The 24,714-nt window shown below is 50.2% G+C and carries 27 protein-coding genes and 1 tRNA gene; 20 read left to right on the forward strand and 8 right to left on the reverse strand.

The window, feature by feature from the left end:
* The first annotated feature begins 119 nt into the window (after positions 1-119).
* The 14 genes from fliF to rcsA all read left to right on the forward strand — a co-directional run bounded on the left by fliF (position 120) and on the right by rcsA (position 12,435).
* Positions 120-1,802, forward strand: coding sequence for a flagellar basal-body MS-ring/collar protein FliF (gene fliF, locus BSPA111_RS03200; RefSeq protein ID WP_183269746.1), 1,683 nt, complete (start codon positions 120-122; stop codon positions 1,800-1,802).
* Entirely contained in the window at positions 1,799-2,791 is a 993-nt protein-coding gene (fliG, locus tag BSPA111_RS03205; protein ID WP_183269747.1) for a flagellar motor switch protein FliG, read from the forward strand. Before fliF ends, fliG begins: the two co-directional genes overlap by 4 nt.
* A complete protein-coding gene (gene fliH / locus BSPA111_RS03210) occupies positions 2,784-3,488 on the forward strand; it encodes a flagellar assembly protein FliH (RefSeq protein ID WP_183269748.1) in 705 nt (234 codons plus the stop codon). The genes fliG and fliH overlap by 8 nt, the downstream gene beginning before the upstream one ends.
* Positions 3,488-4,846, forward strand: coding sequence for a flagellar protein export ATPase FliI (gene fliI / locus BSPA111_RS03215; RefSeq protein ID WP_183269749.1), 1,359 nt, complete (start codon positions 3,488-3,490; stop codon positions 4,844-4,846). The genes fliH and fliI overlap by 1 nt, the downstream gene beginning before the upstream one ends.
* Before the next feature lie 874 nt (positions 4,847-5,720).
* Positions 5,721-6,164, forward strand: coding sequence for a flagellar export protein FliJ (gene fliJ, locus BSPA111_RS03220; RefSeq protein WP_183269750.1), 444 nt, complete (start codon positions 5,721-5,723; stop codon positions 6,162-6,164).
* Entirely contained in the window at positions 6,161-7,375 is a 1,215-nt protein-coding gene (locus BSPA111_RS03225; protein WP_183269751.1) for a flagellar hook-length control protein FliK, read from the forward strand. The genes fliJ and BSPA111_RS03225 overlap by 4 nt, the downstream gene beginning before the upstream one ends.
* A 124-nt stretch (positions 7,376-7,499) precedes the next feature.
* Entirely contained in the window at positions 7,500-7,967 is a 468-nt protein-coding gene (gene fliL, locus BSPA111_RS03230; protein ID WP_183269752.1) for a flagellar basal body-associated protein FliL, read from the forward strand.
* Positions 7,968-7,971: 4 nt separating this feature from the next.
* Positions 7,972-8,976, forward strand: coding sequence for a flagellar motor switch protein FliM (gene fliM / locus BSPA111_RS03235; protein WP_183269753.1), 1,005 nt, complete (start codon positions 7,972-7,974; stop codon positions 8,974-8,976).
* The gene (fliN, locus tag BSPA111_RS03240) at positions 8,973-9,386 is read left to right on the forward strand and encodes a flagellar motor switch protein FliN (protein WP_183269754.1); all 414 of its coding nucleotides are present in this window, start codon (positions 8,973-8,975) and stop codon (positions 9,384-9,386) included. The genes fliM and fliN overlap by 4 nt, the downstream gene beginning before the upstream one ends.
* 20 nt (positions 9,387-9,406) lie before the next feature.
* Entirely contained in the window at positions 9,407-9,799 is a 393-nt protein-coding gene (gene fliO, locus BSPA111_RS03245; protein WP_183269755.1) for a flagellar biosynthetic protein FliO, read from the forward strand.
* Positions 9,799-10,536, forward strand: coding sequence for a flagellar type III secretion system pore protein FliP (gene fliP, locus BSPA111_RS03250; protein ID WP_183269756.1), 738 nt, complete (start codon positions 9,799-9,801; stop codon positions 10,534-10,536). The genes fliO and fliP overlap by 1 nt, the downstream gene beginning before the upstream one ends.
* A gap of 11 nt (positions 10,537-10,547) precedes the next feature.
* Positions 10,548-10,817: a flagellar biosynthesis protein FliQ gene (gene fliQ, locus BSPA111_RS03255; RefSeq protein WP_064545507.1), complete on the forward strand. Its 270-nt coding sequence runs from the start codon at positions 10,548-10,550 to the stop codon at positions 10,815-10,817.
* Entirely contained in the window at positions 10,814-11,599 is a 786-nt protein-coding gene (gene fliR / locus BSPA111_RS03260; protein WP_183269757.1) for a flagellar biosynthetic protein FliR, read from the forward strand. Before fliQ ends, fliR begins: the two co-directional genes overlap by 4 nt.
* Positions 11,600-11,811: 212 nt before the next feature.
* Positions 11,812-12,435 (forward strand): transcriptional regulator RcsA, encoded by a 624-nt coding sequence (gene rcsA / locus BSPA111_RS03265; protein WP_183269758.1) that lies wholly within the window; start codon positions 11,812-11,814, stop codon positions 12,433-12,435.
* Positions 12,436-12,602: 167 nt separating this feature from the next.
* On the opposite strand, the gene dsrB is transcribed toward rcsA, so the two are convergent.
* Complete coding sequence (gene dsrB / locus BSPA111_RS03270) at positions 12,603-12,791, reverse strand: protein DsrB (RefSeq protein ID WP_183269759.1); 189 nt, start codon at positions 12,789-12,791, stop codon at positions 12,603-12,605.
* 132 nt (positions 12,792-12,923) lie between these two features.
* On the opposite strand from dsrB, the gene yodD reads away from it, so the two are divergent.
* On the forward strand, positions 12,924-13,145 hold the full coding sequence (gene yodD / locus BSPA111_RS03275; protein WP_183269760.1) for a YodD family peroxide/acid resistance protein: 222 nt from the start codon (positions 12,924-12,926) through the stop codon (positions 13,143-13,145).
* A gap of 316 nt (positions 13,146-13,461) precedes the next feature.
* Positions 13,462-14,283 carry a mannosyl-3-phosphoglycerate phosphatase-related protein gene (locus BSPA111_RS03280; RefSeq protein WP_183269761.1) on the forward strand — a complete coding sequence of 274 codons (822 nt, stop codon included), beginning with the start codon at positions 13,462-13,464 and terminating at the stop codon, positions 14,281-14,283.
* 1 nt (position 14,284) lies between these two features.
* Here the strand turns inward: BSPA111_RS03280 and dgcQ are convergent, their stop codons facing one another.
* The 3 genes from dgcQ to BSPA111_RS03295 all read right to left on the reverse strand — a co-directional run bounded on the left by dgcQ (position 14,285) and on the right by BSPA111_RS03295 (position 17,362).
* Positions 14,285-15,961: a cellulose biosynthesis regulator diguanylate cyclase DgcQ gene (gene dgcQ / locus BSPA111_RS03285; protein ID WP_183269762.1), complete on the reverse strand. Its 1,677-nt coding sequence runs from the start codon at positions 15,959-15,961 to the stop codon at positions 14,285-14,287.
* A 214-nt stretch (positions 15,962-16,175) separates the two neighbouring features.
* The gene (locus tag BSPA111_RS03290; RefSeq protein WP_183269763.1) at positions 16,176-16,355 is read right to left on the reverse strand and encodes a YodC family protein; all 180 of its coding nucleotides are present in this window, start codon (positions 16,353-16,355) and stop codon (positions 16,176-16,178) included.
* 92 nt (positions 16,356-16,447) lie between these two features.
* The gene (locus BSPA111_RS03295; protein ID WP_183269764.1) at positions 16,448-17,362 is read right to left on the reverse strand and encodes a DUF808 domain-containing protein; all 915 of its coding nucleotides are present in this window, start codon (positions 17,360-17,362) and stop codon (positions 16,448-16,450) included.
* A 172-nt stretch (positions 17,363-17,534) separates the two neighbouring features.
* Here BSPA111_RS03295 and yedA point away from each other — a divergent pair, with 172 nt between their 5' ends.
* Positions 17,535-18,452, forward strand: a complete 918-nt coding sequence (yedA, locus tag BSPA111_RS03300) for a drug/metabolite exporter YedA (protein WP_183269765.1) — start codon at positions 17,535-17,537, stop codon at positions 18,450-18,452.
* Here yedA and BSPA111_RS03305 read toward each other — a convergent pair whose 3' ends face one another.
* The 4 genes from BSPA111_RS03305 to drpB form a co-directional block, all read right to left on the reverse strand.
* The gene (locus BSPA111_RS03305; RefSeq protein WP_183269766.1) at positions 18,453-18,953 is read right to left on the reverse strand and encodes a very short patch repair endonuclease; all 501 of its coding nucleotides are present in this window, start codon (positions 18,951-18,953) and stop codon (positions 18,453-18,455) included.
* 46 nt (positions 18,954-18,999) lie between these two features.
* A complete protein-coding gene (locus BSPA111_RS03310; RefSeq protein ID WP_183270282.1) occupies positions 19,000-20,418 on the reverse strand; it encodes a DNA cytosine methyltransferase in 1,419 nt (472 codons plus the stop codon).
* A gap of 126 nt (positions 20,419-20,544) precedes the next feature.
* Positions 20,545-21,249, reverse strand: a complete 705-nt coding sequence (locus tag BSPA111_RS03315) for a phosphohydrolase (protein WP_183269767.1) — start codon at positions 21,247-21,249, stop codon at positions 20,545-20,547.
* A gap of 144 nt (positions 21,250-21,393) precedes the next feature.
* Positions 21,394-21,630 carry a cell division protein DrpB gene (drpB, locus tag BSPA111_RS03320; RefSeq protein WP_183270283.1) on the reverse strand — a complete coding sequence of 79 codons (237 nt, stop codon included), beginning with the start codon at positions 21,628-21,630 and terminating at the stop codon, positions 21,394-21,396.
* Between the two features lie 603 nt (positions 21,631-22,233).
* Between drpB and ompC the strand changes: the two genes are divergently transcribed.
* From ompC to BSPA111_RS03335, 3 genes are all read left to right on the forward strand, one after another.
* Positions 22,234-23,373, forward strand: a complete 1,140-nt coding sequence (gene ompC, locus BSPA111_RS03325; RefSeq protein ID WP_183269768.1) for a porin OmpC — start codon at positions 22,234-22,236, stop codon at positions 23,371-23,373.
* A 330-nt stretch (positions 23,374-23,703) separates the two neighbouring features.
* Positions 23,704-24,501 (forward strand): DgsA anti-repressor MtfA, encoded by a 798-nt coding sequence (mtfA, locus tag BSPA111_RS03330; RefSeq protein WP_183269769.1) that lies wholly within the window; start codon positions 23,704-23,706, stop codon positions 24,499-24,501.
* A gap of 100 nt (positions 24,502-24,601) precedes the next feature.
* Positions 24,602-24,677: transfer RNA gene (locus tag BSPA111_RS03335), tRNA-Asn, on the forward strand.
* Positions 24,678-24,714 lie beyond the last annotated feature (37 nt).

The following is a 24,714-nucleotide window of genomic DNA, read 5'->3' on the forward strand; positions in this document are numbered from 1 at the left end:
GAAAATTTTGAGAAAGAAAATAATAACGGTGCCATCTTTGTGGAACTTTTGTTGTGGGAGCTCGTTTTGTTCACTCTGTCTATTAAATATGTTGTCTACGTTCAGCTGCGAGGTGCTCAATGACCGCAGCGAGCCAGGCACAAACGCCTCAAAACAAAACCCAGGAGTGGCTGTCCCGTATTCGCGCAAATCCTAAAATCCCGCTGATGGTCGCTGGTGCTGCGGCTATCGCTATTATTTTCGCCCTGGTGCTGTGGGCCAAAACGCCTGATTACAAAGTGCTTTATAGCAATCTGGCGGAGCAGGACGGCGGTGCCATCGTGACTCAGCTCACCCAGATGAATGTGCCGTATCGTTTCTCAGATAATGGCAGCGCCATTTTGGTCCCGGCAGAAAAAGTCTACGACCTACGTTTGCGCATGGCGCAACAAGGGTTGCCGAAAGGCGGCGCGGTCGGTTTTGAATTACTGGATCAAGAAAAGTTTGGTATCAGCCAGTTTAGTGAGCAGGTGAACTACCAGCGAGCACTGGAAGGTGAACTCGCCCGAACCATCGAAACGCTTGGCCCGGTAAAAACAGCACGTGTGCATCTGGCGATGCCAAAACCTTCGTTGTTTGTCCGCGAACAAAAATCCCCTTCTGCTTCTGTCACGCTCAGCCTTGAGCCGGGGCGTGCGTTAGATGAAGGACAAGTCAGTGCCGTCGTGCATATGGTGTCGAGTGCAGTTGCCGGGCTACCACCCGGTAATGTGACGTTGGTCGATCAGGGTGGACACCTGCTGACTCAATCTAATACCGCAGGCCGCGACCTGAACGATGCGCAGCTTAAATATGCGATGGATGTCGAAAACCGCTACCAGCGCCGCATCGAAGCCATTCTTGGCCCTATTGTAGGCAGTAATAATGTTCACGCGCAGGTCACCGCGCAAATCGACTTCTCGAATAAAGAACAAACTCAAGAGCAATATCGCCCGAACAGCGATCCCTCGCAGGCCGCCGTGCGTTCTCGCCAGCTCAACCAAAGCGAGCAAGTGAATGGCCGTAACCCAGGCGGTGTGCCGGGTGCGCTGTCAAACCAACCCGCTCCGCCAAATAACGCGCCAATTTCAACGCCTCCGCAAGCCACTCCTGCTAATGGCCAGCCACAGCAATCACAGGCAACGTCAACATCAGCCCAGACTGGCTCGAGTAACACCCAGCGTGACGAAACCACCAACTACGAGGTTGACCGCACCATTCTTCATACCAAGTTGAACGTCGGTGATGTTCAGCGTCTGTCGGTCGCGGTGGTCGTTAACTATCGCCAACTGACCGATGGCAAACCGTTGCCGTTGACCGCCGAGCAGATGAAGCAAATTGAGAATCTGACGCGTGAAGCGATGGGTTACTCCGATAAACGCGGCGATACGCTCAATGTTGTTAACTCACCGTTTAGCGCCACCGAAGAATCCAGTGCGGAGCTGCCATTCTGGAAACAACAAGCCTTCTTCGAAATGTTGATGTCTGCGGGACGTTGGTTGCTGGTGTTGATTGTGGCCTGGCTGCTGTGGCGCAAAGTGGTTCGTCCACAACTGCAACGCAAAGAAGTGGCACAACAAGCTCAGGTTGAAGCGCAACGCCTGCGAGTGGAAGAGGAAGAAGCGGTTTCTGTACGCCTGACAAAAGACGAGCAACAGCAACAACGCAAAGTGAACCAACGTCTCAGTGCTGAAGTGATGAGTCAACGTATTCGCGAGATGTCTGATAACGATCCGCGCGTGGTCGCGCTGGTTATACGCCAATGGATGAGTAACGAACTATGAGTATGAGCGGAACAGAGAAGAGCGCCATTCTGTTGATGACCATTGGTGAAGATCGTGCGGCGGAGGTGTTCAAACATCTCAGCCCACGCGAAGTGCAGCATCTCAGCGCCGCGATGGCCAGTGTTCGCCAGATATCAAATAAACAACTGACCGACGTGTTGGCCGAGTTCGAACAAGAAGCCGAGCAGTATGCGGCTCTGTCGGTCAACGCCAACGACTATCTGCGTTCCGTATTGGTGAAAGCGCTGGGCGAAGAACGCGCCTCCAGCCTGCTGGAAGATATTCTGGAAACCCGCGAAACCACCTCGGGCATGGAAACGCTCAACTTCATGGAACCGCAGAGTGCTGCGGACCTCATTCGCGACGAGCATCCGCAAATTATCGCCACCATCCTGGTACACCTCAAACGTGGCCAGGCGGCAGATATTCTGGCGTTGTTCGACGAACGTTTACGCCATGACGTGATGTTGCGTATTGCTACGTTCGGCGGCGTCCAGCCAGCCGCACTGGCCGAGCTGACCGAAGTGCTCAACAACCTGCTCGATGGCCAAAACCTCAAGCGCAGCAAAATGGGCGGCGTGAGGACGGCAGCCGAAATTATCAACCTGATGAAAACGCAGCAGGAAGAAGCCGTTATCTCTGCCGTGCGCGACTTCGATGGCGAACTGGCACAAAAAATTATCGACGAAATGTTCCTGTTCGAAAACCTGGTGGAAGTCGACGACCGCAGCATCCAACGCCTGTTGCAGGAAGTGGAGTCCGAATCGTTGCTTATCGCACTCAAAGGGGCCGAGCAGCCGCTGCGCGAGAAATTCCTGCGCAACATGTCGCAACGTGCCGCCGATATTCTGCGCGACGACCTCTCCAACCGCGGCCCGGTGCGCTTGTCGCAGGTGGAAAACGAACAGAAAGCGATTCTGCTGATTGTTCGTCGTCTGGCGGAAACCGGCGAGATGGTAATTGGCACCAGCGAGGATACTTATGTCTAACGGGCTTTCGTGGAAAATCTGGACGCCAGACGATCTGGCGCCTCCCTCGCAGTCATTCGAACCATTGTTCTCGTCCGATGCTGACGCAGCCGAGGACGAAAGTCCGCCGCAGGAGAGTGAGCCAGATTTGCAACAACAACTGGCCCAAATGCAGATGCAGGCGCACGAGCAAGGCCACCAATTGGGTTACGCCGCTGGACACACCGCTGGCGCGGAGGAAGGTCGCAAAGCCGGATTTCAGCAGGGTCTTGAACAGGGTCTGGCGGAAGCTAAACAGCAGCAAGCCCCGGTTCACGCGCGGATGCAGCAGTTGGTCAGCGAATTTCAGTACACGCTCGACGCCCTTGATAGCGTCATCGCTTCGCGTCTGATGCAAATGGCTCTGGAAGCGGCACGCCAGGTTATCGGCGAGTCAAAAGGCATTGATAACAGCGCGCTGATTAAACAGATTCAGACGCTTCTCCAGCAGGAACCGCTGTTCAGTGGCAAACCGCAACTGCGCGTGCATCCTGATGATTTACAACGCGTTGAAGAGATGCTTGGCGCAACGCTCAGTCTGCATGGCTGGCGATTACGCGGTGACCCGAGTCTGCACCAGGGCGGCTGTAAAGTTACCGCTGACGAAGGTGACCTGGACGCAAGCGTAGCAACACGCTGGCAGGAACTCTGCCGCCTTGCCGCACCAGGAGTGTTGTGATGACCGCCCGTTTAACGCGCTGGCTCAACACGCTCGACAGTTTCGAAGCGCGAATGACACAGTTACCCTCCGTTCGCCGTTACGGCCGACTGACACGTGCCACCGGTCTGGTGCTGGAAGCCACCGGCCTGCAATTGCCCCTGGGTGCGACGTGCATTATCGAACAGCACTCCAGAGACATCGAGTGTGAAGTCGTCGGTTTTAACGGCAAAAAACTGTTCCTGATGCCGCTTGAAGAGGTCGAAGGTATTTTGCCTGGCGCGCGCGTTTACGCCCGTGCCACCAGCGACGGTGGCCTGCACAGCGGGAAGCAATTACCCCTCGGCCCGGCACTGTTGGGACGTGTGCTTGACGGCAGCGGCCGCCCGCTCGACAGCCTTCCCGCCCCCGAAACCACCACAATGGGTGCGCTGGGTGCTGCTCCATTCAACCCATTGCAACGTACCCCCATCGAACACGTACTGGATGTCGGCGTACGCCCGATTAACGCGCTGTTGACGGTCGGACGTGGGCAACGTATGGGGCTGTTCGCCGGTTCCGGCGTCGGCAAGAGCGTGCTGCTAGGCATGATGGCGCGTTATACCCAGGCAGATGTGATAGTCGTGGGTTTAATCGGTGAGCGCGGGCGCGAAGTCAAAGACTTTATCGAGAATATCCTTGGCCCTGAAGGCCGCGCCCGCTCAGTGGTGATTGCCGCCCCTGCGGATGTCTCACCGTTATTGCGTATGCAGGGTGCGGCCTATGCGACGCGGATCGCCGAAGATTTCCGTGACCGTGGTCAGCATGTTTTGCTGATTATGGACTCCCTCACCCGCTATGCGATGGCGCAGCGTGAAATCGCACTCGCCATCGGCGAACCTCCGGCAACCAAAGGTTACCCACCGTCGGTCTTTGCCAAACTCCCGGCACTGGTTGAACGTGCGGGTAACGGCATTCATGGCGGCGGGTCAATCACCGCATTTTATACCGTGTTGACCGAAGGTGATGACCAACAAGACCCGATTGCCGACTCGGCACGCGCCATTCTTGATGGCCATATCGTCTTGTCGCGCCGTCTTGCGGAAGCGGGCCACTATCCGGCTATCGACATTGAAGCGTCCATTAGCCGCGCCATGACGTCATTAATTACCGATAAGCACTACGCGCAAGTTCGTCATTTCAAGCAACTGTTATCCAGCTTCCAGCGTAACCGCGATCTAGTCAGTGTCGGGGCCTATGCCAAAGGCAGCGATCCGCAGCTCGACAAAGCGATTGTGTTGTGGCCCCAGTTGGAAGCCTTTTTACAACAAGGGATTTTTGAACGCAGCGGCTGGGAAGAGGCTTGTCAGTCACTGGAGATTATTTTCCCGAGTATTTGATCATGGTAGATGGAAGTATTCACTCCGCTGCTCTCACCACCATCTGTCTGTTAGTCACCTCTTTGAGATTAGGAAGGGTTGTTTATGTCGGAAACGAAGAAGGTTCCGTTCACCCTAAGTCTTGCGTTATATGTAGCCACCGAACCGGTGAACGTCATAGGGGAGCCGTCGCTCCCCTATGGACCCCGACTCCCGGCAATAAATCGCCGCAAGCGGTAAACCTCCATTTTTCCTCATTTTTAGGGTCGGTTGCGATTCGTTCCCGACGATCACAACCTCTCGCCGTTCCCGACGGCGAGACCCTAAAAATGAGGAAAAATGGAGGCGATTTAAGCCGGACCAGAATCCCTCGCTTCCATTTCGCATGACTACGTGTGCACGGTATCGCTTTAGATTTTTCAGCAACACAAGAGATGCATTGTTTTCCACTGCTTACAGCGACGCCCTTGTTCCCGGCTTAAATCGCTCCAGTTTTTCCCCTTCAGTCAGGGTCACGTGGTCGGGAACCACGTGAGAGAGCGATCGTCTGGAACGAATCGCGAACGACCCTGAATGTTGGGGGAAAACTGGGGTTTACCGCTTTAGCGGCGATTTATTGGCCGGGCGCCGAGGTCGCCAGGAGGATGGCGTAATCCTCCTGGCACGTTCACCGTTTACCCCAGTTGCAGTGATAACCCAACGCACGGGTGAACGGAAAACCTGCGAGCTTACAGATCTCATCCTGGCAGATTACCTGAGAGAGAGCTGGTTACGAGACCGCCCCACCCCAGTCTCATCACCACAAATAGCCCCATTAAACAGACCTATTTCACCCATCAAAAACCTGACCTCCCTTCACAATAGAGGAGCTCGCGTTTACGCGTCAGGAGACATCATGAACCAAAGCACCGCACTGGATACCCTGCGCGATCTCGCAGAGAAAGAGGTCGACGACGCTGCAGTACGCTTAGGGGAAATGCGCCGTGGCTGCATGCAGGCAGAAGAACAACTCAACATGCTGATTAACTATCAGTTTGAATACAGCACCAGCCTGAATGACAGTATGAGTCAGGGCATTGCCAGTAACCGTTGGCAGAACTATCAGCAGTTTATTCAGACTCTTGAGAAAGCCATTGACCAACATCGCCAACAATTAATGCAGTGGAACAGTAAGGTCAGCCAGGCACTCAATTTCTGGCAAGAGAAGCAAAAAAGATTACAAGCCTGGCAAACGTTACAAGACCGCAAAGCGGCACAGGTGTTATTGGCTGAAAACAAACTCGATCAAAAAATGATGGATGAATATGCCCAGCGGGCAACACTGAGGAAAGCAGAATGATGACACAGCCCCTGATGATAACGTCTACAGATGGTGTAAGCAGCTCGACTTCAGGTAGCAAAACCGCTGCGGATAAAGGTTTCAGTGAAGATTTTCTGAGCCTACTCGGTAAGGCATTACCTGGCCAGGTGACGTTGGCAGATGGCAAAACGGTGTCGCTTGAAGCCGCACTGAATAAAGCTGCCGGTAAAGGCACCAGCACAGGCGATGAAAAAGCGTCCCTCGCCTCGCTGTTAGACAATCTGGATACACCGGAAGCGCTATCTGCTCTGCTCTCCGATATGAAGAAAGCCAGCAGCGACGATAAAGTCTCACTAATTGAAGCGCAAAACGATCAAACCCATCCGCATAGTCTTGCGGATATGCAGGCATTGAGCGCGCTTTTTGCCATGTTGCCGCAGCAAACGCCAACCGCCAGCACTCTGAATCTCCAGGCAAAAACAGATGGCGATAGCGCAAATACGCTAAATGCTTTGCTCACGGGCTGCGGGATCAAGAACACCCTTTCTCCTGATGCACGTGACACGTCCAGCGTGTTGGACAAATCCGCAGGGCTGGATAAGTCTCTTGCGGCGAAAAATGCACAATCCACCAGCAACGAATCCCTGGCGGAGACTAAAACTTTCGCCTCTTTAAACAATGCAGACAATGGCAGCCGTGATGGTGCGGCAAACAATACGGCTCCCGCATCGACGGTGACAACGCCTGTCTTCAGTTCGGCGACCGTAGCGACACCGGCCTCGACACAAATTGCTGTGCCTGTCGCCCCCCAGATTAGCGCTCAGTTGGGAAGCCAGGAGTGGCAGCAGGCGGTGAGCCAGCACATCACCATGTTTACACGCCAGGGCCAGCAAACTGCCGAATTACGTCTGCATCCTGAAGATCTCGGCCAAATTCAAATCAGCATGAAACTCGATGATAACCAGGCGCAATTGCAGATGGTTTCAGCCCATAGCCATGTGCGTGCAGCGCTTGAAGCCACATTGTCTAACCTGCGGATTGCGCTTGCTGAAAGCGGTATTGAGCTGGGGCAAAGCAGTATCAGCAGCGAAAGTTTTGCCCAGCAGCAACAACAATCTGGCCAACAGCAACAACAAACACAGCGTTCATCAGGCAGCTTCCCATCGTTGGGTGAGTCTGAATCACTGGCCGTTCCCGCCAGTATTCAACGTTTAGCCTCGGGTAATAACGCGGTGGATATCTTTGCCTGAGCCGTTTTCCCTAAGCTAAACGAGAAAGGTAACAACAAAAATCACCTGTTTTCGGGCCTTTGAACGCCCGCAGACACGTGATAATCAACCAATATGCAGTACCGATACAGGAAAGATGCGTTTTATGACTGACACCGCTTTGCCAAAAAGCCGCAAGAGCTCCATCTGGATGATGTTACTGGTCCTGATTACTCTTGCTGCGTGTGCTACCGCAGGTTACAGCTACTGGCGTATGAAGCAGCAACCCGCTTCCGCTCAGACTAAGGCGCCTGAGCCACCGCCAGCACCCGTGTTTTATGCACTGGATACTTTCACCGTTAACCTCGGTGATGCTGACCGCGTTTTGTACATCGGTGTCACATTACGCCTGAAGGATGAAGGCACGCGCCAACGTCTGAGCGAATTTTTGCCGGAAGTGCGCAGCCGCTTACTGCTGCTGTTTTCTCGTCAGGACGGCGCGGCTCTGGCGACCGATGAAGGCAAACAAAAGCTGGTTGAAGCCATAAAGAATACGCTGGCACCGCCGCTTGTCGCCGGGCAACCACAACAGGCAGTCAGCGACGTGCTGTATACCGCCTTTATTTTGCGGTAATCCCATGGGCGATAGCATTCTTTCACAGGCCGAAATTGATGCACTGTTAAATGGCGACAGTGACAGTAGCGATGAACCGACTGCGGGTGCATCGACGGAAACGGACATTCGTCCGTATGATCCCAATACCCAGCGTCGCGTGGTGCGTGAACGTCTACAGGCACTGGAGATCATTAACGAGCGTTTTGCCCGTCAGTTCCGTATGGGGCTGTTTAACCTGTTACGTCGTAGCCCGGACATTACCGTCGGGGCGATTCGCATTCAGCCTTATCACGAATTTGCCCGCAACCTGCCGGTACCCACCAACCTCAACCTGATGCACCTAAAACCGCTGCGCGGTACAGGTTTGTTCGTGTTTTCACCCAGCCTGGTTTTCATCGCCGTTGATAACCTGTTTGGTGGCGATGGGCGTTTTCCTACCAAAGTGGAAGGCCGGGAGTTTACCCATACCGAACAGCGTGTGATTAACCGCATGCTGAAGCTGGCACTGGAATCATACAGCGACGCGTGGAAAGCCATTTATCCGCTTGATGTGGAATATGTGCGTTCCGAAATGCAGGTGAAATTTACCAATATCACGACGTCGCCAAACGACATCGTGGTGAATACCCCGTTCCATGTAGAGATAGGCAACCTGACCGGCGAATTTAATATCTGCCTGCCGTTCAGCATGATTGAACCGTTGCGCGAGCTATTGGTGAATCCGCCGCTGGAAAACTCCCGCCAGGAAGACCAAAGCTGGCGCGATACGTTGGTGCGTCAAGTACAGCATTCCGAGCTGGAGCTGATTGCCAACTTCGCTGACATTCCGCTACGTTTGTCGCAAATCTTAAAATTGAAACCTGGTGACGTGCTGCCGATTGATAAACCGGACAGAATTCTGGCACACGTTGACGGTGTTCCGGTGCTGACCAGTCAGTACGGTACGCTTAACGGTCAGTACGCTTTGCGCGTCGAACATTTGATCAACCCGATACTGAATTCGCTGAACGAGGAACAGCCCAAATGAGTGATATTAATCAACCGTCCGACGACAATGCCGGCTCCGTGGACGATCTGTGGGCTGATGCGTTAAACGAACAAAAAGTCTCCACCAGCAAAAGTACCGCAGATAGCGTGTTCCGTGCGCTGGAAGGCAATGACATTGCCGGTGCGATGCAGGACATCGACCTGATTATGGACATTCCGGTCAAGCTGACCGTGGAGCTGGGCCGTACGCGTATGACCATTAAAGAACTGCTGCGTTTATCGCAAGGTTCGGTCGTGGCACTCGATGGCCTTGCAGGCGAGCCGCTGGATATCCTGATCAACGGATATTTGATTGCGCAAGGTGAAGTGGTGGTGGTGGCCGACAAGTACGGCGTGCGCATCACTGACATCATTACGCCATCTGAACGTATGCGTCGTCTGAGTCGTTAATTCAATGAGCTGTTAATGCAATGAAAAACCAGGCAACTGTTCAGCAGCAACCCGCCACCAACACTGGCTCTCCTTTGGTACAAGTCAGTGGCGCGTTAACGGCGATTATCATTTTTATCTTGCTGGCTGCCTGGGTGGCAAAACGTTTTGGTTTCACTCCCAAAACGGGTTCCAGCAAAGAGATGAAAGTCAGCGCCAGTTGCAGCGTTGGCCCGCGCGAACGCGTGGTGATTGTGGATGTAGCAGATGCGCGTCTGGTGCTCGGCGTCACCGCCGGGCAAATCACCCATTTGCATACCCTGCCAGCCGCACCCGTGGTTGAAGCTGTGTCTCCTGCGGCCCCTGCTGATTTCCGTGAATTGATGAAACACAGTCTGATGAAAAACCTGCTTAAACGTAACGGGAAAGATTGATGAAACGTTGGATCCCCTTCTCGTTGCTCGGCCTGCTGTTTGTGATGCCAGCCGCTTTTGCTCAACTGCCGGGTCTTATCAGCCAGCCGATGTCCAACGGAGGTCAAAGCTGGACGCTGCCGGTTCAGACGCTGGTCTTTATTACCTCGCTGACTTTTTTACCGGCCATCCTGCTGATGATGACCAGCTTCACGCGCATCATTATTGTTTTTGGTCTGCTGCGCAGTGCGTTAGGCACCCCGTCAGCACCGCCAAACCAGGTGCTGCTTGGGCTGGCGCTGTTTTTGACCTTTTTCATTATGGCTCCGGTATTCGATAAAATTTATACCGATGCTTATCAGCCGTTTAGCGAGAACAAAATCCAGATGGATGAAGCGCTGGAAAAAGGTTCTCAGCCCCTGCGCGAGTTCATGCTGCGCCAAACCCGTGAAGCCGATCTGGCGCTGTTTGCCCGTCTGGCGAATACGCCACCGCTCGAAGGTCCGGAAGTGGTGCCAATGCGCATATTGCTTCCGGCTTATGTCACCAGTGAGCTGAAAACGGCCTTCCAGATTGGCTTTACGGTATTCATTCCGTTTTTGATTATCGACCTGGTGATCGCCAGCGTGCTGATGGCGCTGGGGATGATGATGGTGCCACCGGCAACCATTGCCCTGCCCTTTAAATTAATGCTGTTTGTGTTGGTGGATGGCTGGCAACTGCTGGTCGGCTCGCTGGCTCAGAGTTTCTACAGTTAGAGGGGAAAAAGATGACTCCTGAGTCAGTCATGATGATGGGCACCGAAGCGATGAAAGTGGCTTTGGCGCTCGCGGCACCGTTGTTGATGGTGGCATTGGTCACAGGTCTTATCATCAGCATGCTACAAGCCGCCACGCAGATTAACGAAATGACCCTTTCGTTCATCCCTAAAATTCTGGCCGTTTTTGTCACGATTATCGTGGCTGGGCCATGGATGCTCAATCTGCTGCTGGATTACATGCGCACGCTGCTCACAAACATCCCGATGAACATTGGATGATTCATGTTGATAGCGGGCAGTGGCTCACATTACTGAGCATGGGATTCTGGCCATTTCTGCGCATTATGGCCCTGATCTCTACCGCCCCGATTCTGAGCGAACGATCAATTTCCAAGAAGGTGAAAATTGGCCTTGGGATAATGATCACCTGGATAATTGCCCCAACGATACCCGCAGCGAATGTGACCATTTTCTCGGTTGCTGGTTTCTGGCTTGGGGCACAGCAAATTTTGATTGGCATTGCGCTGGGCTTCACCATGCAGTTTGCCTTTGCCGCCATTCGTACCGCCGGGGAAATCATCGGTCTACAGATGGGCTTGTCTTTTGCCACCTTCTTTGATCCTGGCAGCCGCCTGAACATGCCGGTACTGGCCCGTTTTATGGACATGCTGGCAATGTTGTTATTTCTGGTGTTTAACGGCCATTTATGGCTGATTTCGATGCTGGTCGACACTTTTCACACCCTGCCCATCGGCGGAAATCCGATTAACAGTAATGCCTTTATGGCGCTGACGCGCGCAGGCGGTTTAATCTTCATTAACGGCTTAATGTTGGCGCTTCCACTGATTACATTACTGCTGACATTGAACATCGCCCTCGGTTTACTTAACCGTATGTCCCCTCAACTTTCTGTGTTCGTCATTGGTTTTCCACTCACCCTTGCCGTTGGTATGTTAGTCATGACGGCCTTAATTCCATTGATGGCTCCATTCACTGAACATTTATTTAGCGAAGTATTTAATTTGCTCGCAGATATTGTGAGTGAAATACCTGCAAATTAATTCCACATTCTTTGTAGAGTCTTACTGAGGATATTCCTAAAAGATTTCTTAAATAACATCCACCAGGATATATCCGGCGCGGCTTATATGCTTTTAGCTATCTCACAAAATGTAATATTCACTTTACTTTGAGAACTTTCTTAGCAAATTATACATGGCTTTACTGGATAGTTATTACGCCTAAAAATACTTAATTACGGGTAGGGGGGGTTATGTCAACAATCATTATGGATTTATGCAGTTATACCCGGCTAGGATTAACAGGATATTTGACCAGTCGTGGCATACGAAAACGACAGATGACCAACGTGGAGACTATCGAGGAACTGACGCAAGCCTGCGAGTCTCAGACGCCCAACGTGGTGTTTATTAATGAAGACTGTTTCATCCATGATGCTCAAAGCAGCGAGAAAATTAAGCAGATCATTAATCAGCATCCCAATACTTTATTCCTGGTCTTTATGGCGATAGCGAACGTTCATTTTGATGAATATCTTTTGGTTCGGAGTAATCTGTTAATCAGTTCCAAATCAATAAAGCCAGAGTCCTTAGATGAAATTCTTTCTGAATATTTGGCAAAAAATGCGCATTGCATCGGTCATATTAATTTACCCACGTTATCATTAAGTCGAACTGAGTCGAATATGCTCAAAATGTGGATGTCCGGGCAAGGCACAATTCAAATATCAGACCAGATGAATATAAAAGCTAAAACGGTGTCATCGCATAAGGGAAATATAAAGCGGAAGATAAAAACACATAATAAGCAAGTGATATACCATGTGGTCCGACTGACGGATAATGTGACCAATGGTATTTTTGTTAATTTGCGCTAAATGTCATACCCAAAATAATTCAAGTTTCAGGCAGGCGACAAGATTGTGAGTCCTCAGGAGCTTACTCAAGTAAGTGACTGAGGTGAGCAAACGCAGTCAACGCACATGCAACTTGAAGTATGACGGGTATGAGTGGCGGATAGCACAAGCTAATCCGCCCCAGGAGGCTACTCTGAATGCTCCACAAAAATACCGTCCGGGTGCCCTAACTCGTTAAAGAACCAGATTCCTAACGGATACTCCTCAAGCGACACCAGATACATTGTACCTTCGCTAAACTGTTCTACCGCTAACACCACGCCTGGCCGACGAGGGCCACCATCGGTTTTTACTGTGACGCGATCGTTGATATTCATAACAAAATCCCTCCAGTTGCTTTGTGCCAGTTTAGATCAAAAACGACTCATTCGCATCGGGTGATGCCCAACCTTAAGGGTTTATTTAAGCGTCTATACTTAATCTCGGGTACACCCCTGGAGGACGACGGCATGAAGAGCGCGAAAGACCTCAATGACACGGCACGTATCGATGTCGATGCGTTGCTGGCAGCCATCAATGAGATAAGCGAAAGTGAAGTTACGCGTGCGAGCGATAGCGATGATCCCCATCGGGTGAGTATCGATGGCCGCACATGGCATACCTACTCCGAACTCGCGGAAGCCTTTGAACTGGATATACACGACTTTAGCGTTAATGAAGTGAACCGCTAGATACCTAACGGGTATAAAAGAATCCCGGCGAGAAAGCCGGGACTAAACTTGCGTTAGCAAGAAGCACTTGAAAATTCGTTACACCAGGAAATCTGATGTGCGTTCACCATACCTCAGTTTTATTTCAAAACAATGAATTATTCACCATATGTATATTTAGATTTCGACTATGGCCAGGTTAAAAAGCGCAGGCATTTCTTGCCTGACGCGGCTTCCGGTAAAAATTTGCGTACCTATATGTGATTAGTGTTATTGATCCAATTGAGAAAAATCTTAACCATCAGGATCTTCATTTTTGAATTTCAGGAGACGCTCCATGCCATATTTGCACGATCCGTTATTAATCATTTCAGATCTGGATGGCACGCTGCTGGAGCATCACTCCTATCGGTGGGAAGCCGCTAGTCAGTGGATCAGCGTGTTGCGGCAACACGACATCCCCTTGATTTTATGCAGCGCAAAAAGTGCCGCTGAGATTATGGAATGGCAAAATGAATTGTCATTAACGGGGCAGGCATTTATCGCGGAAAACGGCGCGGTTATCCAGCTTGATACGCGATGGAGTGGCAGTGACGACTACCCTCGCCTGTTTACCGGAATCCGCCATGAAGAGCTGTTTTCTCTGCTTGATAAGCTGCGGCAGAAATTTGGCTTTAAATTCACCTGTTTTGCCGATGTCGACGAGAATACCCTTTGCAAACTGACGGGGCTAACACGAAAGCAGGCAAGCCTTGCTAAGCTCAGCGAAGCATCGGAAACATTAATCTGGCGCGATAGCGACGACATGATGACAGCATTTTGCGAGCAGCTCGCATCACTTGGTTTAATGATGTTACAAGGCGGACGATTCTGGCATGTGCTCGATATGCAGGCGGGTAAAGATCACGCGGTACATTGGCTGCAACAGCAATATCAGCAACGTGAAGGGAAAAGGCACATAACGATTGGGCTCGGCGACAGCCCAAGTGATGCTTTATTGCTGGATAGCGTCGATTATGCGGTTGTCGTGAAAGGCTACAGCCGCCAACCCATCACGCTGAAAAATGACAATCCGCAGCGCGTGTATCGCAGCCAGAACTATGGCCCTGAAGGATGGAGAGAGGGTCTTGACCACTTTATTACGATAAAATCGCGCTGACTTAATCGTGGCTACAGACCCGATTGCGCCCGTCCTGTTTCGCTTTGTACAAGCGATGATCTGCGTGGGATTGCAGCCGTTCAAAATCGTAATCGTTGAATTCCTGAGCGCTGCTGACGCCGAAGGATGCGCTGATCCTCGTGATATTGCCCTGCTTTAACAGCAGATCTTTAGTATTGATACGCACTCTGATGCGTTCAGCCACTTTTACCGCTTCTTCAAGCGTCGTGTCAGGCAGTACGATACAAAACTCTTCTCCGCCAACGCGCCCGGCAACATCCCCCTGACGAAACGCATCACTGAGCATCGCTGCTGCATGGGCCAGGACTTTATCGCCACTGTTGTGTCCAAAACGGTCATTGATGCTTTTGAAGAGATCAAGGTCCATCTGAATAACCGAGAATGGTTGGGCTTGCTGCTTGCATTCCTGCGACAATTTTTGCGCAATCTCGAAGAAAGCCCCGCGATTGTATAAGCGCGTTAATGTGTCGTAATTCGCACGCCAGGTCAGCGTTTTTTGCAGGCTGAACATGTTATTCACCAGGCGGCGGATCACAATCCAGGAAACAACCAACATAAGCGTAAACAGCATCCACAGTATGCTGAGCACAATACTGATGCGGCCAAACTCACCCTGCACTCCCTCTTCCAGGGTATGAACTTTTACCAGCAAGCCGTCAAAGTTGTTGAGCTTCGCCCACGTGATAAAACGGCTGTCCATGCGTAATTCGCCCTGCTCCCCAGGTTTTGCTGCCGTCACGACACTGGCAATTTGTGCCAGCTGAGGCGCAGTAAATAATTCATGTTTCGGCAGCTGTTTAGCCGACGTCGCGATAGGGTTGAGTTCGTTGTCATAGAGCAACACCGTGCCTTCATGATCGTCATATTTGGCTTGTTGTAAAAAATCATGCAGTGAGTCAATCGGATAATCGAATGCCAGAATACCGTACCAGCGGCCATTGAAGTCCAGGGGAATCGCCGCCGTAATGATCTGCCCGGTGGTGCTGTTCGCATCAAATGTGTGTGTCCAGCGCAATGCCCGTGAGGGATTATTTTGTGGCGATTGCGAGGAAAAATAGGGTTGCGAGATTAAACGTTGATACAAAGAAATGATCTTCGGGTCGTTGGCTGAGGGGGTGTTGGTCAGGAAAAAGCCGCTTCGCGAAGCATAGAATATCCGTTGCGGTAACGTTCGTGACCGGTCTGATAAGCGCATGATATAGCTTAATTCGAGTGCTGAACTGAGTTCCGTGTGAACCGTCTGATCATTGCGGTCGAGCAACGGATTGCTGTTAACAAACTCGTCCGAAACGCCATTTACCGGCAAGCTGCGATTTAAATCGAGGCGCAGTTGCCAGAACGCTTCGGTGCGTAAAAGATCAAACTCGGCGAGGGATTTTCGGGTTCGGTCCGTTGAGATCGGGGATTGCAGCGCGTAGAACATGGTATTGCGATAAAACAGCAAATTATCGATGTTGTGCTGAAGTTGTCTGTCCAGCAAAGTTGCGACGTTATCGAGGCTGTTGCGTTGGTTGGCGACGTATGCCCCTTCAAGCACCACAGCTTCACGCCACGTCAGTACCGTGGAAAAGATAAAAACCACTATAAAACAAAGGTTAACTATATTTCGTGGGTTTTTGAAACGGCTGAAATCGCGCTGAATTGCCTCGCCAAACACTCACACTCTCCCTGATACCGCAATCATCTTATCGCCAGTCACAGCTGCCGTAGTCTTTTTCTCGCAAGACATGGGGCGGTTCTTAGTAATAGTGTCGTAGATTATCACCCTGAGTGATTTTCAAGGGTAAATATATTCGGGAAAAGTATACCACTCACCAGGCGGGCGGGTGCCAGGAAAAAAAATCGCCCGGTAATGACCGGGCGATTCAACGTTATCCTTGTGACACGCTCCCTGTTGTCAGTGGGGCCAAATCATCCTCTCGGAAGGCCTCACGTTTTACGCCATAACCATCATACCAACGACACTCCACCATACCGCTGGAAAACCCGGTAACAATCATCCTTGGGCCACCATTCTTAGGTTGGACTTCATCGCTGACCACAAAGACCATAACTGCCTCCTGTATCAGGGGTGAAAACTTCTACAGTTATAGACAATGACCTGCCGTTTTGCCTGGGTTTAAATGAAAATAATGACAAAAAATTAGTGAACTGTGTTGTTACGCAGGCGATTTACCCCATTTACCACTGCCAACACGATGGCCCCGATGATAAATCCGATAATCAGATTAGCAACCGTTGGCCCCAGCAAATGCACGATACCGCCCAACTGCTGTGCCCAATTTTCAATGGCGTGATGAAGAACCGGAATGCCATGAACCAGAATACCGCCGCCGACCAAAAACATCGCCAGTGTCCCAACGACCGATAAGAATTTCATCAGCCACGGCGCCAGTATTAACAGCCCTTTACCGATGCCGCGTGCGACCATCGAGCCTTTTTCTACCAGCCAAAAACCGAGGTCATCAAGTTTCACGATGATGCCTACCAGACCATAAACCCCGACGGTTACCACTATTGCAATCCCTGACAGCACCAGCACCTGGTTAAGCAAAGGAGCGCTTGCCACAATCCCTAATGTAATCGCGACAATTTCGGCCGAGAGAATAAAGTCGGTGCGAATGGCCCCTTTGACTTTATCTTTTTCATAAATGAGCGGGTCCTGGGCGGCAATATCGTCCAGTCGCTGTTGTCGGGCTTCCGGTGTTTCTTTGTGTTTACGCGCATGCAGGGAGTGAACAACCTTCTCCACACCTTCATAACAAAGAAATGCCCCACCAATCATCAATAAAGGTGTAATGGCCCAGGGTGCAAAAGCACTGATGATTAACGCCAGCGGAACGAGGATCACCTTATTGATGGCGGAACCCTTCGCCACCTGCCAGACCACCGGTAGTTCGCGGTTAGCCCGCACGCCAGAAACTTGTTGCGCATTGAGCGACAGATCATCGCCCAGCACCCCGGCCGTTTTCTTCGCAGCCAGTTTCCCCATCATCGAAATATCGTCCAGTAAGGTGGCGATATCATCCAGCAGTGTTAGTAAGCTACTTCCAGCCAAAATAAGTATCCTTCTTTGTTAGTTTGTACTCAGTATGGAACAAAAGGTCGCTCACGAAAATCAAAGTCCGCTGTCAATAAAAATTAACAATCTTACAACAAGTAAAATCCTCGCCAGAACGACTGTTTTGACGTTAACTATTAGCCTTATTACTAAAAAGCCGTGAGGAAGTATGCGCGTTCGTTCGGGTCAATTGCTGCCGCTTGTTGCTGCATTGTTTGCGTTGTATATCATCTGGGGTTCCACTTACTTTGCCATCGCCATAGGGGTGAAGAGCTGGCCTCCATTTATGATGGCCGGTGTGCGATTCATGGTCGCAGGTATCCTTCTCATGGCGGTTTTGTTGCTGCGGGGCCATAAATTACCCGCCCTGCGCCCCATGCTTAACGCTGCGTTAATTGGCGTATTATTGCTGGCGGTGGGCAACGGTTTTGTTACGGTTGCTGAGCATCAACATGTTCCTTCTGGCATTGCTGCCGTGATGGTAGCCACGGTTCCCCTCTTTACGCTGTGTTTTAGCCGCTTATTTGGTATTCAGACCCGTAAGCTGGAATGGCTTGGTATCGCCATTGGCCTGGGCGGTATCGTGTTGCTTAACAGCGGAGGAAACCTGAGCGGGAATCCTTGGGGTGCAATTTTGATTTTGATTGGCTCATTAAGCTGGGCCTTCGGTTCAGTCTACGGGTCACGCATTGAATTGCCGACTGGCTTAATGGCGGGAGCCGTTGAAATGCTGGCCGCAGGGATTGTTTTGCTGACGGCCTCGGCGTTAACCGGCGAGCGTCTGACCTCTATGCCAACGCCAGCGGGTTTCGCGGCAGTGGCTTATCTCTCTCTGTTTGGTTCGATTATTGCCATCAGCGCATACATGTATCTGATTCGTAATGTCGCGCCCGCGGTTGCCACCAGTTACGCCTACGTCAATCCGGTCGTTGCGGTGTTATTGGGAACGGGTTTTGCCGGGGAAAGTTTATCCCCTGTGGAATGGCTGGCTCTTGGCGTGATTATCTTTGCCGTTGTGTTGGTCACACTGGGGAAATATCTTCTGCCCCCAAAGCCGATGGTGACACCCTGTGAGATAGAAAAGTAATCAGCTCTCGGGTGGTGGCTGCCACCCGTCGTCTTTAAGCTCGTGTATTCCAAGGGTGTCGATTTGTGCATGATGCCCGCCGCTACAAATCCACTCCTCAAGACGTTCGCAAAGCGCGACATCATTCAGTTTCTCACGGCCACGCAGTGCACATTCCCATACCAGAAGCACTCGCCACCCTTCACTTAATAAACGCTGAACATCGCGCTTATCCCGTTCGACATTTTTACCTATTTTATCCAGCCAAAACTCGGTACGTGTAGCGGGCACCTTGAACAAGTAGCAATGATGGTGATGCCAGAAACAGCCGTGCGCAAAAATAACGCAACGCTGCTCATCAATAACCATGTCGGGTTTTCCGGCAAGCGTTGCATCCTGTACGCGAAAGGAAAATCCGCACTCGCACAATAACGCGGCGAGCCGTTTTTCAATTGCCGTATCGCGTGTAGCAATAGCACGCATATTCTTGCTACGAATCGCTTTGCTGTGTACATCAACCATCGGTTTTCCTTATATGTACACGCAAAGAACGCGCGCTATTGTTGAGTTACTTGGTCAGGCGCTTTTTGACCGCCTGCTTGATTTTCGGCTCAAGTAGCTTTGCCACCGAAGCAAAAGCAGGTACCACCACCGAATTACCAAACTGCCGGTAAGCCTGAGTATCAGATACCGGTATACGGAATGCACTCCCCTGCACCGTTTCAAAACCCATCAGACGTGCACATTCACGCGGCGTTAAACGGCGTGGGCGGCGTAGTTGATTATCTGCATTATCAAAATCGGCCTCTCCCTGCGATTTGTCCCAACCACGATCCACAAGGATTTCTGCGCCGTCTTTGTAGTAACGCGCGGATAAAGTCCTTGCCACGCTCGTTGGATTCGTTGGGTCAACCAAGCCGTAACCAAAACCATTCCCCTTAGCCTGGTGCTTTTTCGCGTAATTGTAGAGGTACTTCCAGAGCGTCGGCGTCAGGATATATTTCGCGTCCACCGCGGGTTCAAGTAATTCACCAAATGTTGGACGACGTTTGGGGTAACACTCGCTTAGTTTACGCAGCGTGAAATCGTTATGCAGATTGAGATCCCGGCGGAAACCGACCAGCACAATTCGTTCGCGATGCTGCGGCAGGAAATTTTTACCGTCGATGATTTTAGGATCGCCAGCGCCCATTATTGCCGCATCAGAAACTTCATAACCCAGGTTATCCAGGGTTTCCATGATGATGCGGAAGGTGTTGCCTTTATCGTGGCTTTTTAAATTCTTAACGTTTTCCAGCACAAAGATGGCGGGTCGTTTTGCGTCAATGATGCGAGCAACATCGAAGAACAGCGTACCCTGCGTTTCACAAGCAAACCCGTGAGCACGGCCCAGAGCATTTTTCTTCGACACACCAGCAAGAGAAAACGGCTGGCAAGGGAAACCGGCCAGCAGCACATCGTGATCGGGCATCGTTGCCTGAATATGCGCAGTGGCTTGCTCATCGCTGACATCATCCCGGTGGCTAAGGGTGACATCACGGATATCCTGATTGAACTGATGACTTTCAGGACAGCAGTACCAGTTGGCTTTATAAGTGCGCACCGCGTATTTATTCCACTCGCTGGTAAACACGCATTGCCCGCCAATCGCTTCGAATCCGCTACGAATACCGCCAATGCCCGCAAATAAATCGACGAATTTAAACGCGTACTTTCCGTGGTGCGCAGGTAGCGGAGGCAACATATTTTTCAGCATTGCACGTTCTGCGGAAGTCAGAATGCGAGGCGAGGACTTGCGGTTAACCCAACGGTTTAGCGATTCACGCGTCCAGTCACCGCTGACCTGGCGCAAATGATGAGCCACGGTTTTCTGGTCATAGATTTCCAGAATACGGCTCACTAACGCGTAGTCTTCTTCCAGTTGCTGTTGTTGCTGGTGGTGCGATTGTTGTGAGAGTTGCTCGGCAATAGCGTCGAAGTCGTTCATCATGAACCAATTCAGGGAAAATAGAGTGCAACTCTATCACTGATTTGACCCAGAGAAAAACAGAACGGCCCGCAAGCAATGCGGGCATCCTTTTATTTTTAGAACGAAATTTTTAGAACGAAATTTTTATGAAGAGCGTTTGTTGGAGGTAAATTGTTCGACGACCTTACTTTCAATGCCGTAGTAATCGCCTTTGAGTTCAGCGCACAGCTTAGCCATGTAATGCACTAAAAAATCAGCATTGTAATGGGCCAGTTTTCGTCCCGCTTCGGTTTGCATGGTTTCAGGAAGTTTCAATAGTTTTTTCTGGAAATGGTCGAGTGCGTAGGTGGCATCGTCCAGTTCACGGCCATATGCGAGTGGATCTTCGCTATCAAACAAGGGGCGACCTAACGCACCTGAAGTGTAAAACACGCGAGCAAGCCCTATTGCGCCTAATGACTCCAGACGGTCAGCATCTTGCACCACCTTCGCTTCAAGGGTTTGCGGGGTAATGGCAGCGCTGAAACTGTGCGCACGCACCGCATGAGCAACCGCATCGTATAGCGGATGAGGAAAATCGGGAAAATGCGCATCAAGAATACGCAGCGTTTCTTGTGCTGCCTGTGTGGAAGCAAGGTGTCGCTCAGGATGATTTTTCGGCAAATTGACGATGTCATGGAAGTAACACGCGGTGAGTACCACCAGCCGGTCGGCTTCTGTCGTTTCCATAATTTGTTGCGCGGTTTTCCATACTCGCCGGAAATGGGCCACATCGTGGGCTTTATCGTCCTGCAACCAGTTGTGGTGCAAATACTCTTCAAAACGCGCTTGCCAGAGGGCTATCGGCATACGTACTCCTTACTTCGTAGCTGGACCCGGTACTTAATATGAGTACAAGATCACAGAATTAGCAAGTTCTGCCCTGACAATAGCTCACCCTGGCACGATTTATACCTTTTGTATTTCGAGTACTTCGAAAGACAACGGGGATTTTCATCTGGCACGCGTGTACCAGGCAAGGCAACCTAATAATGCCGCAACCGATCCCAGAACCAATAAACCCATTAATGCTCCGAGAAGTTTCCCCCCCAGCGAGCCCATATCCCCGCCGGTGACATCGCTCACCACCCAGAAGTAACGCAGTACAGCCCAAACCGTGTACAGGCAAAATCCATAAAACAACCACAGTGCCAATTTCCCACCCGGTGTGCGGGTCGGTTTCGCGTCCATAACGTCTGACATAAGTCTCTCAATTGCTTAGCTTGTTTATGTGATGGGTGTCCCATCTCCCTTACGTGATTTTTATCACATTTTTGCTGTTTTTTGACAGGCTAAAGTGCTCGTTTTAATTAGGATGAGTCTTAAAATTGTAAGATATAATGTTGTTTTTCATGACATTAACAATAAAGATACATTTGAGCATTTATTAACCCATGTATATTCACGAAAAATAAAGTGCGCTTCATATTATATAATAATGTTTATAAAATAAAAGTTATCACAATTAAAATCCATATTTAAGATTCGCGAAAATTTATATTAAATAAAACTTAATCAATCAGAAATAATACAACAAGCAAGGAATTACAATTTCATATAAAACTTTATAAATGCATATTAATGCTAAATTAGAATAGTCTTAATTTATATTAATACCCTTAAAAATCAACATTTTACAAACAAAAATCCAGACACATTTTGTATTATTTGAACCAATACAGTTACATGATTGCAGATAAATATATTGAACTACCTGTAATAAGATTAATGCGTTTTTTGAGGAAGCCATACGATTAATTATTGATAATGATTATGATTTAAAGGAATATATAAATGAAAAGAACAGCACTGGCATTGGTGATCCCTGCATTATTGGCAATGGGTACTGCACACGCGGCGGAAGTTTATAATAAAGATGGTAATAAGCTTGATTTATACGGCAAGGTTGATGCGCGCCATCAATTCTCTGACAACGCTGGCGATGATGGCGATCAGACTTATGTCCGTCTTGGTTTTAAAGGTGAAACTCAGATCAACTCCGAACTGACCGGTTACGGTCAGTGGGAATACAACATTCAAGCTAATGATACTGAAGGCAGCAGCAATCAGAGTGCAACTCGTCTGGGCTTCGCAGGTCTGAAATTTGGTGACTACGGCTCATTCGATTACGGTCGTAACTACGGCGTGGTCTACGACGTTGAAGCATGGACCGATATGTTGCCTGTGTTTGGTGGTGACTCCTATACCTATACCGACAACTTTATGACCGGCCGTACAAATGGCGTGGCGACTTATCGTAATAATAACTTCTTTGGTCAGGTTGACGGTCTGAACTTCGCTATCCAGTACCAGGGGGCTAACGAAGGCAAAAATGGTCTGTTTGACCAGGAAGGTACCGGTAATCGCAGTGGGGATGACAGTTCCATGCGTAAAGATAACGGCGATGGCTGGGGTATTTCTACTACCTATGATTTCGGTATGGGCTTCAACGCCGGTGCTGCATATGCTTCCTCAGATCGTACCAACGAACAGCAAAGTGGCAGCCTTGCTGGTGGCGAAAAAGCCGATGTCTGGACTGTTGGTATGAAATATGACGCCAACAATATCTATCTGGCAGCGATGTACGCCGAAACGCGTAACATGACCCCGTTTGGTGATGGTGATACCTACATTGCCAATAAAACTCAGAACTTTGAAGTCACTGCTCAATACCAGTTCGACTTTGGTCTGCGTCCAGAAATCTCTTACCTGCAATCAAAAGGTAAAGATTTAATGAGTAACGACAATAGCGACTGGAATGACAAAGACCTGGTTAAATATGTCTCTGTTGGCGCGAACTATTACCTAAACAAAAACTTCTCTACCTACGTTGATTACAAAATCAACCTGCTAGACAACGATGATGACTTCTACAAAGCAGCGGGTATTTCCACTGATGACGTCGTTGGCATTGGTATGATTTACCAGTTCTAATCTCAAACAAATTGGTTGCTTGTTAATCCAAAGCCCGCACTGCGGGCTTTTTGCTTTACCGCTTCGATAATCCTTCGTGCACAGATTTCATTCCTAATCGTTCTTAAAACCATTCAGAAAAGAAATAAATTAAGCCCATCCACTCAACTGTGACTCGTGTCGTTGAAAGGTTTTTTGGTAAGTGTTTGAATAATGGCACAGAGAACACGTTCTAATCGTTTTCTCGGGCGGTCCTGTTCAGGTCGCTGCCATGTGCCCCACTAGTGCGGCATTTTCACAGTCACGGTATAGTAGTTTTCCGTTCAAGAGATGACTTTGCGAGCGAGTAACATGATTAAGTGGCCCTGGAAAGCAAGTGATTCATCTGCTGTCACAGCACTGCCGTGGGAGCAGGCTTTGTCCATTCCTGTTCTGGCAACGCTCACGCCTGCCGAGCAAGATAAACTGATCCGTCTTGCGGACCGTTTTTTACAGCAAAAACGCCTGGTGCCTTTGCAAGGCTTTGAGCTTGATGATCTAAAAAGTGCGCGTATCGCGCTACTGTTCTGCTTGCCGGTGCTGGAGCTAGGTATTGAGTGGCTTGATGGTTTTCATGAGGTCCTCATCTACCCCGCTCCTTTTGTGGTGGATGACGAATGGCAAGATGACATTGGCCTTGTTCATAATCAGCGCGTCGTTCAGTCCGGCCAAAGCTGGCAGCAAGGCCCTATTGTGCTTAACTGGCTTGACGTGCAGGACTCCTTTGACGCCTCCGGATTTAATCTGGTCGTCCATGAAGTGGCTCATAAACTGGATATGCGCAACGGCGATCGTGCCAGTGGGATTCCGTTAATTGCCCTGCGTGAGGTCGCCGGCTGGGAGCATGACCTCCAAGCAGCAATGAGCAACATTCAGGACGAAATCGACCTGGTGGGCGAAAACGCCGCCAGCATTGATGCCTATGCAGCGTCGGAACCTGCAGAATGTTTTGCAGTGCTCTCAGAGTATTTTTTCAGCGCACCTGAGCTTTTCGCCCCGCGTTTTCCTTCACTTTATCAGCGATTTTGCCAGTTTTACGGCCAAAACCCGTTGTTACGGTTACGCGAGAGTGAAAACAGGCCAGCATCTAACGGAAATACGGTGCATTAATTCAACAAGTTGAGCTTAATTTAATCATCTGAATCAACATGTTATTTTTGTTATTGACTCTTTTTGAACGTGACGTTACTATTTGCCTCGTTCAAACGATTCCTCTGTAGTTCAGTCGGTAGAACGGCGGACTGTTAATCCGTATGTCACTGGTTCGAGTCCAGTCAGAGGAGCCAAATTTAAGAAGCCTGCTTAGGAAACTAAGCGGGCTTT

The sequence above is a fragment of the Buttiauxella sp. A111 genome (genome assembly GCF_014189855.1).
GTDB lineage: Bacteria > Pseudomonadota > Gammaproteobacteria > Enterobacterales > Enterobacteriaceae > Buttiauxella > Buttiauxella selenatireducens.